Origin of the sequence: Lysobacter sp. cf310 (assembly GCF_900114355.1) — a bacterium.
Lineage (GTDB): Bacteria > Pseudomonadota > Gammaproteobacteria > Xanthomonadales > Xanthomonadaceae > Lysobacter.
In genome coordinates this window covers 1,190,305-1,203,973 of record NZ_FOSS01000001.1, presented here as the reverse complement: position 1 = coordinate 1,203,973, position 13,669 = coordinate 1,190,305, and the positions used below count along the sequence as shown (strand labels likewise).

11 protein-coding genes are annotated in these 13,669 nt (G+C 68.8%); 3 read left to right on the top strand and 8 right to left on the bottom strand.

Annotation, left to right across the window (positions count from 1 at the left end):
* Positions 1-6: 6 nt before the first annotated feature.
* The 8 genes from BMZ45_RS05355 to BMZ45_RS05320 all read right to left on the bottom strand — a co-directional run bounded on the left by BMZ45_RS05355 (position 7) and on the right by BMZ45_RS05320 (position 8,414).
* On the bottom strand, positions 7-2,019 hold the full coding sequence (locus BMZ45_RS05355; protein ID WP_091633289.1) for a CshA/CshB family fibrillar adhesin-related protein: 2,013 nt from the start codon (positions 2,017-2,019) through the stop codon (positions 7-9).
* A gap of 150 nt (positions 2,020-2,169) precedes the next feature.
* Entirely contained in the window at positions 2,170-3,552 is a 1,383-nt protein-coding gene (locus BMZ45_RS05350; protein WP_091633287.1) for a leucyl aminopeptidase family protein, read from the bottom strand.
* Complete coding sequence (locus tag BMZ45_RS05345) at positions 3,549-4,280, bottom strand: HAD family hydrolase (protein ID WP_091633284.1); 732 nt, start codon at positions 4,278-4,280, stop codon at positions 3,549-3,551. The genes BMZ45_RS05350 and BMZ45_RS05345 overlap by 4 nt, the downstream gene beginning before the upstream one ends.
* A 91-nt stretch (positions 4,281-4,371) precedes the next feature.
* Positions 4,372-5,421, bottom strand: a complete 1,050-nt coding sequence (locus BMZ45_RS05340) for an AI-2E family transporter (RefSeq protein WP_091634127.1) — start codon at positions 5,419-5,421, stop codon at positions 4,372-4,374.
* A 74-nt stretch (positions 5,422-5,495) separates the two neighbouring features.
* A complete protein-coding gene (locus BMZ45_RS05335; RefSeq protein ID WP_175488931.1) occupies positions 5,496-5,900 on the bottom strand; it encodes a hypothetical protein in 405 nt (134 codons plus the stop codon).
* 46 nt (positions 5,901-5,946) lie between these two features.
* A complete protein-coding gene (locus tag BMZ45_RS05330) occupies positions 5,947-6,522 on the bottom strand; it encodes a phage holin family protein (protein ID WP_254776536.1) in 576 nt (191 codons plus the stop codon).
* A gap of 17 nt (positions 6,523-6,539) precedes the next feature.
* Entirely contained in the window at positions 6,540-6,902 is a 363-nt protein-coding gene (locus BMZ45_RS05325; protein WP_056178339.1) for a hypothetical protein, read from the bottom strand.
* Between the two features lie 75 nt (positions 6,903-6,977).
* Positions 6,978-8,414, bottom strand: coding sequence for a Do family serine endopeptidase (locus BMZ45_RS05320; protein ID WP_091633282.1), 1,437 nt, complete (start codon positions 8,412-8,414; stop codon positions 6,978-6,980).
* 646 nt (positions 8,415-9,060) lie between these two features.
* Here BMZ45_RS05320 and BMZ45_RS05315 point away from each other — a divergent pair.
* From BMZ45_RS05315 to BMZ45_RS05305, 3 genes are all read left to right on the top strand, one after another.
* Positions 9,061-11,214: an adenosylcobalamin-dependent ribonucleoside-diphosphate reductase gene (locus tag BMZ45_RS05315; protein WP_091633279.1), complete on the top strand. Its 2,154-nt coding sequence runs from the start codon at positions 9,061-9,063 to the stop codon at positions 11,212-11,214.
* 288 nt (positions 11,215-11,502) lie between these two features.
* Entirely contained in the window at positions 11,503-12,024 is a 522-nt protein-coding gene (locus tag BMZ45_RS05310) for a hypothetical protein (protein WP_091633278.1), read from the top strand.
* A 113-nt stretch (positions 12,025-12,137) separates the two neighbouring features.
* Positions 12,138-12,920, top strand: coding sequence for a TSCPD domain-containing protein (locus BMZ45_RS05305; protein ID WP_091633275.1), 783 nt, complete (start codon positions 12,138-12,140; stop codon positions 12,918-12,920).
* Positions 12,921-13,669 lie beyond the last annotated feature (749 nt).

Here is a 13,669-nt window from a genome sequence, read left to right as displayed (position 1 = left end):
GAATGCTCAGTAATCGCCCGCATTCGGGCTGAAGCGCACCGGCACGCTGACAGTGACGCAGGCGCCGACCGGCAGGTTGATGCCGGCCACGCTGACGGCGGCGTCGTTGATCGCGCCGCCGCCGGCCGGGCAGGCCCCGCCGCCGCTGCCGCTGCAGCTCCAGGGGCCGGTCAGGCGCACGCCGCTGGGCAGCGGGTCGCTGATGCTGGCGCCGGTGGCGGCGTCCGGGCCGGCGTTGTTGCAGGCCTGCAGGGTGTAGGTGCTGCTGGCGCCCGGCGTGAACGAGGTGGCGCCGCCGAGCTCGGACTTGCTGATCGCCAGGTCGATGACGATCGGGCGATTGTTGTAGGTGCAGGTGATGTCGGCGCGCGCGCGCAGGGCGCTGCTCGGCACGGTCAGCACCGCGCCTGCGAGGCTGCCGAAGCTGGCCGGGTTACCGGTGATCGCGGCATTGGCATCGCTGCAGCTGGCGCCGGTCAGCAGCCAGCCGGGCGGCACGGTCTCGGTGATCGTCACCGCGCTCGCGGTCGCGCTGACGTTGGCCGTGGCCGAGGTCGCCAGGGTCGCCGAGGCGGTGGTGGTGACCGCGAAGCTCGCGCTGCTGAGGTTGGTCGCGCTGAAGTTGAAGCTGCCGGTGGTGGTCTGGCTGATCTTGCCGACGCGCACCGTGGGGGTGAGCGCCGGCAGGACGATGCGGTAGTCCTCGACTTCGCCGTCGGTGGACACGCCGGTGGGGTCGGCGACGGCGGCCAGGGTCGGCGCCAGGCGCAGGCGCATATAGCTGGTGGTCTGGGCGACGTAGCCGCTGGGCAGGGTCCAGGTCAGGGCGACCGTGTTGCTGCCGGCCGGGCAGGTCGCGGCATTGGAGGCTTCGCCGGCGTCGAAGGCGCCGTTGCCGTTGAAGTCGATCCAGCCGCGCACGCGCGCCGGGCCGACGCAGGCGACGTTGGCGATGCTGTAGTTGCCGCCCGGCAAGGCATTGGGCGCGGCCACATTGGCGTAACCCGCGCCCAGCGGGCCGTTGGTCTTGGGCAGGGCATCGACGTCGCTGCCGCCGATCGCGCCGGTGGCGTCGGCGTCGGCCTGCACGGTCGCGCCCAGGCGCGCGTTGTAGATCAGGGTGGCCAGGTTGGCCGGGTTGTTGAAGTTGACGCCGGTGGCGGCGACGCCGCCGGTCCAGGCCGAATTGAGCACGTGCGCGGCGATGCCGTAGCTGGTCGGGATCGCCTCGGAGAATTCCAGTTCCAGCACCGCGCCCACCGCGACCGCGGACACGCCGCCGCCGCGCGCGATCACGCGCGCGCCGGTGGCGCCGTCGACGAAGCCGACCAGCGACGGGCCGCCGCGCAAGCTGGCGGTGGCGTTGCCTTCGCAGCTGGTCTGCGGCGCGGTCGGGCCGTTGAAGCGCACCTCCTGCGGGGTGCCGGCGATCACGTTGACCGTGCTGGCGCTGCCGCACTGCGAGATCTGGTCGATCACGCGCAGGGTGCCGCCGCTGGTCAGGCGCGCGGCCACGTACTCGCTGCCGCCGCTGGCTTCGGCATCGGCGAACACCAGGCCGGTCAGCGCGAACGGCGCACCGCCCAGGGTGGCCGAGCAATTGAAGTTGAACTCGACCGTGGCGCCGCCGTTGACGCGCAAGCCCACCGACAGCGTGTTCGGATTGGCGCCGGCGCCGGGCTGGTTGCCGCCGATGTTGTACAGCTCGTCCAGCCCGTCGCCCTGCCAGCTGCCGGGCGTGTACACGAACAGGCCCTGGGTGCCGGCGGTGGTGGTCGCGTTGGACAGGGTGCAGGTGATGTCGAGCCGGTTGGCCGCGGTCGCCGGCGAGCCGATGTTGAAGCCGCGGGTGATGGTGGCGCCGTTGTAGACGTCCTGGCCGTTGTTGCCCCAGTCGACCCAGAAGATGCGCGAGCGGTGCAGGCCGCTGCCGCCGGTGGCGAACTGGGCGTGGGCGTAATGCGGAAGCAGCGCGGCGCAGGCCAGCGCCAGCGTAAGAGCCAGGCGTATAGCGGTCACAGAGGGTCCCCGATGGATGCGGACGGACCCTTAGGCGCCTCTACGGGCGGATAAGCTGGCTCAGCGCTTAGTGACGCAGGTCACACGGCCCGTTCAGGTTCGCACTGTAACGGGTATTTTGTGTGCCTGAAAGCGTTTTTAGTGTGCCACTTATGTGCCAGGTTGGGCCTGAGCCTTGAGCAGAGCGTAGGCCGCGCGCAGGCCCTGCGCCTCGCCGCCGGCGGGACGGCCGGCGCGGTCGGCGTCGTTCCAGCTGTACACGTCCAGGTGCGCCCAGGGCAGGGCGGCCGGCACGAAGCGCTCCAGGTACAGCGCCGCGGTCACCGAACCGGCCATCTTCGAGGGCCCGCCGTTGGCGATGTCGGCGATCGCGCTGGTCAGGTAGCGCAGGTAGGGGCGCCACAGCGGCATGCGCCACAGCGGGTCGCGCTGCTGCTGGCCGGCGTCGAGCCAGCGCTGGGCCAGGGCGTCGTCGTTGCTGTACAGCGCCGGCAGATCCGGGCCCAGCGCGATGCGCGCCGCGCCGGTCAGGGTGGCGAAGTCCAGCACCAGCGCGGGCGACAGTTCGCCGGCGTGGGTCAGCGCGTCGCACAGCACCACCCGGCCCTCGGCGTCGGTGTTGTCGATCTCCACGCTGATGCCCTGGCGGGTGGCGATGACTTCGCCGGGGCGGAACGCGTCCGGACCGATCGCGTTCTCCACCGCCGGCACCAGCAGGGTGATGCGCAGCGGCAGCTTGCGCGCCATCACCAGCTCGGCCAGGGCGATCGCGTGCGCGGCGCCGCCCATGTCCTTCTTCATGTTGCGCATGCCGTCGGCCGGCTTGAGGTCGAGGCCGCCGGTGTCGAAGCACACGCCCTTGCCGACCAGGGCGATGTGCGGATGCGCGGCGTCGCCCCAACTCAGGCGGATCAGGCGCGGCGCGCGGTGCGAGGCGCGGCCGACGGCGTGAATGGCGGGAAAGTTCTGGCTCAGCAGTTCGTCGCCGACCACCGCGTCGATCTGGGCGCCGTGGCGCAGGGCGATCTCGCGCGCGACCGCTTCCAACTGCTCCGGGCCCATGTGCTCGGTCGGGGTGTTGATCAGGTCGCGCACGCGCAGGCAGGCCGCGATCAGATCGTCGGTTTCGCCGTCGGCCTGGGCGACCAGCAACTGCGCCGGCGCGCGCGGCGGCTGCTTGTAGCGGCTGAAACGATAGCTGCCCAGGCCCCAGCCCAGGCGCAGCGCGGCCAGGGTGGCGGCGTCGTGCGTGCCTTCGACGCGCCAGGTCCGCAGCGGCAGGCCGAACGGGGCGTGGCCGTAGGAATACGGATCCAGCGCATCGCCGATGCCCAGCACCGCGCCGCCCAGGCCGCCGTCGGCGCCGGGCAGGGTCAGCAGGGTGCCGGCCGCGGCCTCGTAGCCCTGCGCCGTCACCCAGGCCGCGCTGGCCGCCGGCAGGGTCGCGCGCCAGGCGGCGAAGTCGGCGCGCGCCACCAGGTGCAGCGGCAGCGCATCGACGGCGGAATCGGTAAAGCCCAGGGGCAGGTTCATGCGGCGGCGGTATCCGGGGTCTGGGCCGCGTCCAGCCAATCGGCGAGCGCGGCGAGGGTGTCGAATTCGAGGTCGGGACGCAGGCCGGCATGCGGCCACTCGCGCCGTTGTCCGGCGTCGTCGACGCGGTTGATCCAGCAACTGCGCAGTCCGGCGCGATGCGCGCCGACCACGTCCAGCTCGATGTCGTCGCCCACGTGCAGCACCTGCTGCGGCTCGCAGTCCAGGCGCGTGCAGGCGGCGTGGAAGATGCTCGCCGCCGGCTTGGCTTCGCCGTGTTCGCGCGCGCCCAGCTGGAAGCGGAACAGATGCATCAGGCCGATCCGCTGCAGGTCGGCGTTGCCGTTGCTGAGCGCGGCCAGCGGCACGCGCGCGGCCAGGCGCTCCAGCGCGGCCACCGAATCGTCGTAGTGCTCCACCTCGCAGCGCGCGTTGAAGAACACCTCGAACGCGGGCGCGACCAGGCCCAGGTCGTCGCCGGAATCGCGCAGCATGCGCTCCAGGGTGAGCTTGCGCTGATGGGTGAAGTCGTGCGCCAGGTGCGGGTGCTCGGCGGCGATCTGATCGCGCAGGCGGCGCATGGCCTCGGCCGGCCAGCGCTGCGCGGTGCGCGGCGCGTGCTCGCGCAGCCACTCGCCCAGCGCGCGTTCGGCGCGGATCATCACCGGAGCGATCGGCCAGAGGGTGTCGTCGAGGTCGAGGGTGATGGCGCGGACGGGGAAAGTCATCCCGCCATTTTAGCGCCTAACGCGTGCATTACTGCGGCATTCCCGCGCGAAACGCCTGAGGGTTTTCACTCAGGCGACGGCCGCGCGGCGCTCACTCCAGCAGCTTGGACCACTTCTCCAGACCCTCGATCCGCGCCAGCACCAGCTTCACGCAGACCAGCATCGGCACCGCCAGCAGCAGGCCGACGATGCCCCACAGCCAGCCGAAGAACATCAGCGCCAGGATCAGGATCAGCGGCGACAGCCGCATGCGCCGGCCCAGCACGATCGGGGTCACGATCTGGCCCTCGATGGTGTGCAGCAGCAGGTAGAGGCCGGCCGGCAGCAGTGCGCGCCAAGCCTCGTCGAAGGCCACGAAGCCCATCAGCAGCATGGTCACCATGCCGATCAGCGGGCCCACATAGGGCGCGAAGTTGAGGATCGCCGCCATCGTGCCCCACAGCAGCGCCTCCGGCAGCGGCACGCCCAGCCAGAACAGCGCGCCGGCCAGGGCCAGGCCCAGCGCGGTATTGATCACGCTGATGGTGAGCACGTAGCGCGAGATCTCGCGCTCGATCGACTGCAGGATGTCGACGGTGATCTTGCGTTCGCGCAGGCCGGGCAGCAGGTTGATCGCGTTGCGCTGCAGGCTTTCGCCGTAGACCATGAAGAAGAAGGTCAGCAGCACCACCGCCAGCACCGAGGCCACGTACTTGGGCGTGGAGGTCAGCGACTTGTAGGGGTCGTTGAGCTCGGTCTTGACCACCTGCACCGGCTTGGCCGTGCTCTCGCCGCCGGCGGCGCGCGCGATGTTCTGCGCGGCGCGGTTGGCCTCCTGCATCGGCTTGGTCATCTCGCGCAGCTTGGGCGCGAGCTGCTTCATCTCGCGCGGCACCTGCCGCACCCATTCGCCGGCCGGCTCGATCAGCTGGTTGGCCAGCAGCCCGGCCGCCGCCAGCCCGCCGATCAGCACCAGCAGGGCCGCGGCGAAACGCGGCAGCCACAGCTTGCGCAGGCCGCGGATGATCGGGTTGCCGATCAGGGCGAAGAACGCCGCCAACAGCACCGGCAGGATCAGCGCCTGCGCCGCCCACAGGGTCGCGCCCACCGCCAGCGTCGCCAGCACCACCACCGAGGCGGGCGCGCGCGGGCGCGGCGGCATCGGGGTCTGCGCTTCGTCGTCGGCCGGCGCGGGCGCGTCGGGTGAGGCGGTGGATTCGTGCTCGGCGGACGCGTTCAAAAGTCGATGGGATCGGCGGCGGAACGCACAGCTTGCACCGTCGCTTCGGCGCGCGCCACGACCGCGTCCTCGCCTTCCTCGACCGCCGCCGCGACGGTCTCGGTATTGTCGGCCGCGCGCTCGGCCTGACTCGCGGCGACGCCGGCGCTGCCGCCGGCGAACAGGCTGGACAGCATCGACACCATCTGCATCATGCCGCCGCTTTTGGCCGCCACCCGCAGCGGTTCGGCGCGCCCGACCGCGAAGCCGCTGACCAGGCCGGCGATCACGATGCGTCCGGGCGTCCAGGCTTCGCGCCAGGAATGCCGGACCTGGCGCAGGTTCGCCACCAAGCGGCGCTCCTGCGCTTCGACCACGTCTTCGGCCTGGTGCACCTTGGCGATCAGCTGTTCGAAACTCACGGGCGTCGGGCCTCGCAATGCGATGGATCGGAAAACCTAAGTGCGATCAGGGCGGCGTCAGATCGACGCCGCGTTCGTCCTTGCCGGCGCCGGGGCCGTCCGGCGGCCAGCGCCGCGCGGCCTCGCGCGCCGATTCCGGCGAGCCCGGCGTGGGCGTGACGTCGGCCAACTCGCCGATGCCCAGCCGCGCCAGCTGCCGGCGCGTGGCCTGCATGCGGGTGTGCTCGAAATAGCGCACCGCCTGCCAGCCCGCCCAGGCCGTCACCGCCAGACTCAGCAGCGCGGTCAGCAGCAGCGCCAGCGACCACGGCACGCCGAGGGTGCGGCTGAGGAACACGATCAAGGTCGCCATCAACAGCAACCAGGCCGAACCGCCGAACGCGATCGCCACGCCCATCAGCGCCAGCGCCCGGCCCAGCGCGCTGCGCGCCAGCGAGATGTCGGCCGCGACCAGGCTGCGCAGCGCCTTGGCGGTGTCGCCGGCCGCGCCCAGACCGGCGCGACCGGTGTCGCCGAGCTGGCGCAGCGATTCCAGCAGATCCGGCGCGGCCTGGGCCGCGGCGTCCTCTCCGTCCGCGCCCGCATCGCCGCCGGGCGGTTGCGGCGGGCGCTCGTCCCCCATGGCCTGCATGCCTGGCCTTACTTGTCGCTGCCGCGGGCGAGCTTGGCGATGATGAAGCCGGCCGCGAAGGCCACGCCGAACGAGGCCAGCGGACGCTCGCGCACCAGCTCGGCCGCGCTTTCGATCAGATCGCGGCCCTTGTCCATCAGCACGTCGACCTGTTCGCGCGCCGCGCCGCCGGCGTGCTCGGCCGCGGCGATGCCGGCCAGCGCGCCGTCGGCCAGGTCGGCCTTGACGTTGGCCTTGCCGATCTTCAGTTCGTCGCCCGCCGCGCCGGCGGCGCCGCGGATCGCCACGCCGGCGTCGGCCGCGGCTTGTTTGAGGTGCGATCCGGCTTCACCGAGGTTGGCCTTCATGGCATCGGTCGAGGTAGGGCTCATTGCATTCTCCTGGGAAAAGGGCGGAACTCGTCTGCGCTGCGCGTCCCGCGATGATCGCTCATCCCCGAGTCCGCATTACTGCATCAACAGGTTGGCGACCGCGTTGCCGCGCATCACGCGCAGGACCAACTGTGCCGGAGGCCGTGTGAAGCTCGCGCGGAAGCCCGGCAAATCCTCGAAATCGCCGGCATTGGCGGCCACCACCACGTCGCCCGAGCGCAAACCGTTGCGCTCGGCGCGGCTGCCGCGCGCCACCGATTCGATCAGCACGCCCGAGGCGCCGGACTGGCGCAGGCGCTCGGGCAGTTCGGCGAAGCTGGCGCCGCCCAGGCGTTCGTCCAGGTCCTTGCCGGCATAGGCCTTGGGCTGCTCGCGCAGGGTCGCGGCCAGTTGCAGCGGCTTGCCGTCGCGGCGCACCTCCAGCGAGACGCGCCCGCCGATCGCCTGCAGGCCTTCGAAGTTGCGCAGCGCGTCGCGGCTGTCGATACGCTGGCCGTTCGCGGCCAGGATCACGTCGCCGGCCTTCAGGCCCGCCGCCGCCGCCGCGCTGCCGGCGAACACCCGCGTGACCACCGCGCCGCGCGGCTCGTCCAGCTGCAGCGCCTGCGCCAGGCGCGCGTCCACGTCCTGCGATTCCAGGCCCAGCGAACCGCGCCGCACCACGCCGTCGTTGGCGATCAGCTGGTCCTTGATGTTGCGCGCCAGATTGGCCGGAATCGCGAAGCCCAGGCCGATGTTGCCGGCCATGCTGCCCTGCGGGTTGAAGCTGGCGGTGTTGATGCCGACCAGCTCGCCGTTGAGATTGACCAGGGCGCCGCCGGAATTGCCCGGATTGATCGAGGCGTCGGTCTGGATGAAGTTCTGATAGCCCAGCCCGCGCAGACCGCTGCGGCCCACCGCCGAGACGATGCCCGAGGTCACGGTCTGGCCGATGCCGAACGGGTTGCCCACCGCGACCACGAAATCGCCGACCTTGAGCGCGTCGGAGTCGGCCAGGGTCAGCGAACTCAGGTTCTCGGCCGGAATCTTCATCACCGCGATGTCGGTGTCCGGATCGGAGCCGGTGAACTCGGCCTTGAGCGTGCGTCCGTCGCTGAGCGTCACCGACACCTCGTCGGCGCCCTCGATCACGTGGTGGTTGGTCAGCACGTAGCCGTTCTTGGCGTCGATGATCACGCCCGAACCCAAGGACTCGTTGATGCGCTCCTGCGGGATGTTCGGGAACATGCGTCGGAACATCGGATCGTTGGCGAAGGGATTGCGGATGCGGATGGTCTGCTTGGTGTGCACGCTGACCACCGCCGGGGTCACCCGCGCCAGCATCGGCGCCAGCGAGGGCACCGGCTGGCCGCCCACCGCGGTCGGCAGCGCCGACACCGCCGGCAGCGCGGCCGCGGCCGGCGAGGCCTGGGCCGGGGCTTCCAGGCCGTCGCGGATCGCGGTGGCGGCGAAACCGCCGAACGCGGCGGCCAGGGTCAGGGCGAACAGGGTCGGCAGGGGACGAGGACGCATCGTGGAACCGTTCCGGATAAGAGCGTTAAGGGGGAGACGGGCGTCGCGGCGGCCCGGCACGGGGCCCGGCGCCGGCGGCGCGCGCGCAGCTGAACGAAGTGTCGGTCAAGCGCGCTAAATATGCGATGAAGTGTCCCGCCTGAGGGTTTCTACTCACGGCCTACGCACAAATTGTGGCCGTATTCCCAAAGCGTTTACGTAACGCGCGCGTGTGACGTTTGACCCCATCCAGACACGTGACTGCCATCAAAAAAACCGTTGACACCGTGCAGGGCCGGGCGTAGCTTGAGTCCTCGCTTCGACACTACATGTAGTGGTTGTCTTTGCGACGGGAGCCCAAGCTTAGGGGTTCGGCTTGGGTCGGTTAGGCGCCAACGGGGGGCGGCGCATGACAGGAGCAGGCTCGGCCCGATGCCACCAACACAATCTCGCACGCGGCGCGTAACGGCGCGATCGCGCGCGTAGCCGTCGGTGGCCAGCCACCACCGCGGTTCGCGGCAGGCAAGTGCGGTAGAGGTGCGGTAAGCAAGACCCCGATCCAGGCAACACATCCAGACAACACCCCGATTACCAGCAATCACAACAAGACTCACCCGGCGGCGGGCGCAACCGAACGGCCCGCCCCAGTTAAGGAGACAGGACAGGCATGAGTACGGTTCGCCTCGAGGCGGTCAAGACGGAAGCGGCTGACAAGGACATCCCGCTGCAGCCCGCATCCCAGGACATCTGGGACAAGAAGTACCGGCTGAAGACCAAGACCGGAGAGGCGGTGGACGCCGACATCGACTCCACCTACCAGCGCGTCGCCAAGGCCCTGGCCGACGCCGAGCCCACGTCCGAGAAGCAGCAGTACTGGTACGAGCGTTTCGTCTGGGCCCTGCGCCGCGGCGCGATCCCGGCCGGCCGCATCACCTCCAACGCCGGCGCGCTGGAGCACAAGCCCGCCACGTCCACGATCAACTGCACCGTCTCGGGCACCATCGAAGACTCGATGGACGGCATCCTCGAGAAGGTCCACGAAGCCGGCCTGACCCTCAAGGCGGGCTGCGGCATCGGCTACGAGTTCAGCACCCTGCGTCCGCGCGGCGCCTTCGTCGCCGGCGCCGGCGCCTACACCTCCGGTCCGATGTCCTTCATGGATATCTACGACAAGATGTGTTTCACCGTGTCCTCGGCCGGCGGCCGTCGCGGCGCCCAGATGGGCACCTTCGACGTCAGCCACCCCGACGTGAAGGACTTCATCCGCGCCAAGCGCGAAGACGGCCGCCTGCGTCAGTTCAACCTGTCGCTGCTGATCACCGACGGCTTCATGGACGCGGTCAAGTCCGACGCCGATTGGCCGCTGGTGTTCCCGGTCAACATCAAGGAACGCGGCGACCTCGACCTCAACGACGCCGACAAGGTCGTGTGGCGCGAGTGGCCGACCCACAAGAACTACATCTCCCGCGAAGACGGCCTGGTCGCCTGCAAGATCTACGGCCACATCCGCGCGCGGCATTTGTGGGACATGATCATGGTCTCGACGTACGACTACGCCGAGCCGGGCTTCATCCTGATCGACCGCGTCAACGAGATGAACAACAACTGGTGGTGCGAGACCATCCGCGCGACCAACCCCTGCGGCGAACAGCCGCTGCCGCCCTACGGCGCCTGCCTGCTGGGCTCGGTCAACCTGACCAAGTTCGTGCGCAACGCCTTCACCGACCAGGCGCAGTTCGACTGGGAGGAATACAAGGAAGTCGTGCGCGTGTTCACCCGCATGCTCGACAACGTGGTCGAGGTCAATGGCCTGCCGCTGGAACAGCAGCGCGCCGAGATCATGCGCAAGCGCCGCCACGGCATGGGCTTCCTCGGCCTGGGCAGCACCGTGACCATGCTGAAGATGAAGTACGGCTCGGCCGAGTCCTGCGAGTTCACCGAGCGCATCGCGCGCGAGATGGCCGTGGCCGGCTGGGAAATGGGCCTGGCCCTGTCCAAGGAGAAGGGCGCGGCCCCGATCATGGAAGAGCGCTTCGCCGTCACCGCCGAGATGCTGCGCAAGCGCCCGGAGATGAAGAAGGACGGCTGGAAGGTCGGCCAGGAGATCCCCGGCAAGCTCCTGCACGCGCGCTACTCGCGCTACATGCAGCGCGTGGCCGAAGTGGCGCCCGAGCTGGTCGACGAGCTGGCCGAAACCGGCGCCCGCTTCACCCACCACAGCTCGATCGCGCCCACCGGCACCATCTCGCTGTCCCTGGCCAACAACGCTTCCAACGGCATCGAGCCCTCCTTCGCCCATCACTACAGCCGCAACGTGATCCGCGAAGGCAAGAAGTCCAAGGAAAAGGTCGACGTCTACTCGTTCGAGCTGCTGGCCTACCGCGAACTCATCAACGCCAAGGCCATGCCGTTCAGCGACGAGGTCGGCACCCAGCTGCCCGACTACTTCATCTCCGCCGACGACATCACCCCCAAGGAACACGTCGACGTCCAGGCGGCCGCCCAGAAGTGGGTCGACAGCTCGATCTCCAAGACCGCCAACGTCCCCACGGATTACCCGTACGAGGACTTCAAGGACATCTACCGCTACGCCCACGAGCAGGGCCTGAAGGGCTGCACCACCTTCCGCTTCAACCCGGCCGCCTTCCAGGGCGTGCTGGTCAAGGAAGCCGACCTGGAGAACACCACCTACCGCTTCGAGCTCGAAGACGGCAGCGTGCTGGAGGTCAAGGGCAACGAACAGATCGAATACGACGGCGAAATGCACACCGCCGCCAATCTGTTCGACGCGCTCAAGGAAGGCTATTACGGCAAGTTCTAAGCCGGCCTTTGCTCCTTCCCCCCTTTGCAAAAGGGGGGCTAGGGGGGATTTCCGCGAAACTCGCTTACGCCGAAACCCGAGCCGCTAGAACCCCAATTCCCGGCGGAGGCGACCGTTCAAACGCCTCACGCGGCGCCCCCGGCCGGGCGCCGCGCAACACAGCCAGGCCGACGCGCGCGACGCGGTTCAGTGTTTTGCGCGCGCACCGGGTATAGGATCGCTCCGGTAACACCCCGATTACACATAGCCAATACGTAACGCCGACGAAAGCGCCCACGAGGAGGGCATATGAGCAACGGAAATGGAGTGACGGCGACCCTGACCCAGGCCGCCGAGAACGTGAAAGAAACCGCGTCCAACATCGGCAGCGCCATCGCCACCCGCGCCGAAGACGCCGTGAAGTCGGTCAAGAAGACCGCCACCAAGGCGCGCAAGGCCGCCAAGAAGGCCGTCGGCACCGCCAAGAAGAAGCTCGCTTCGGCCAGCGCCAAGGCCAAGAAGGAAGCGTCCGCGCTGAAGGCCAAGGCCACCGGCAAGAAGCCGGCCAAGAAGGCCGCTAAGAAGGTCGCCCAGAAGCCGGCCGCCAAGAAGGCTGCGAAGAAGGTCGCCAAGAAGCCGGCCGCCAAGAAGGCCGCGAAGAAGGTCGCCAAGAAGCCGGCGAAGAAGGCCGCGAAGAAAGCCGTGAAGAAGGCGGCCAAGAAGGTCGTCAAGCAGCCGGCCAAGAAGAAGGCCGCCAAGGCCGCCAAGAAGGTTCCGCGCCAGCCGGCCGCCCCTAAGAAGGCCGCCAAGAAGGCCGCGAAGAAGAAGTAAGCCTTCAAGCCCTCCCTCTCCCGCATGCGGGAGAGGGCTGGGGTGAGGGCCGCGCCTTACCCGCGCACCCAGACCAAAACTAGAAAAGCACCACCGCAACAGGAGCCTGGCCCATGGCCGTCAAGATCGAAAAGAAAATCAAGGGTTACAGCGTCGTCACCCCGGAAGACAAGGCCAAAGAAAGCGCCAGGTCCGAGGCCGCCGCGCGCAAGGCCGTCGACGAGCTGCCGACCGCCGACGTCATCCAGATGCACGAACGCATCGAGCGCCCCGAGATCCTGATCGGCTCCACCTACAAGATCAAATCGCCGCTGTTCGAGCATGCCCTGTACGTGACGATCAACGACATCGTCCTCAACGCCGGCACCGAGCACGAACTGCGCCGTCCCTTCGAGATCTTCATCAACTCGAAGAACATGGACCACTTCCAGTGGATCGTGGCCCTGACCCGCATCATGTCCGCCGTGTTCCGCAAAGGCGGCGACGTCACCTTCCTGGTCGACGAGATGAAGGCCGTGTTCGACCCGCGCGGCGGCTACTTCAAGCCCGGCGGCGTCTACATGCCCTCGCTGGTCGCGGAGATGGGCGCCATCGTCGAGGACCACCTCAAGTCGATCGGCATGATGCACGACCCCGACATGAGCGATGCCCAGCGCGCCCTGATCGCCGAGAAGCGTTCCGCTTACGAGCAGCGCTCAAAAAAAAACTCTGACGTAGCCGCGGTCGTTCCGGCTGCGGCCGCTGACGCCGGCCACGCCGAGGACATCGAAGTCACCGGCGAAGGCGTGTCGTTCCCGCCCTCGGCCACCATGTGCCACAAGTGCAGCACCAAGGCCGTGGTCATCATGGACGGCTGCGCCACCTGCTTGAACTGCGGTTACAGCAAGTGCGGTTGAGCGCCGGTAGGCGCCACCGTCGAATGACGAAAGCTGCGCGCGCAGCTTGAAACCGCTGGTCGGTCGCCCGGGTTGCCAGGACGGGCACCTGGACGCTGCCGCTACCCGAATGGGGCTCTCCGGAGCCCCATTTTATTTTGACGAACCACTGCCGCCCAACGCCTGCCGCGGTGGCTGCGAATGGTGGGGTTCAGTGCTTCCAAGCGCTGTGTAGCCCCTGTCTCCGGAACGTCTCAACGACGGAGACTCGCCTAGGGCACACTTGGCAAAAGGGGGCTGAATGTCGGCATGGAACGGGGCTGCGCTCCATCGCACACATAAGCAAGTTCTGGGCCGAGAAAGAGGGGCGTGGGTGGCCCTGGTCCAGTGCATGGGGCGTGCGACTGCGCGACGGCCAGCGAGGACGTATTCGACTGGAGTACGTAGTCCCTGGAGCTTCGCTTCTTCACCTGGCGAGCAAGGCATCGGACAAGCCAGCGCTTGGCAGGCGTGGATGAGCTGCCGCGGGCCACGGGCTTGATCTGTGTCGCGGATGGAGTTGCGGCGTTGCCTTTCGGGCAGCAAGTCTTATCCGGAACGACAAGCTGCTGCCGACACGTCGACAGACCGCACTCGCAAACTTGAGGAAGCAGAAATGCCTGGCGAACCTCTCGCGAGGTCTCCCGCTCCGCCTGCAGCGTCGCATGGCCGCAAACAGGCACTCGAAGAGATCGGCAGGCGTATCGCCACGAACGGCCCGTCGGTGCGAC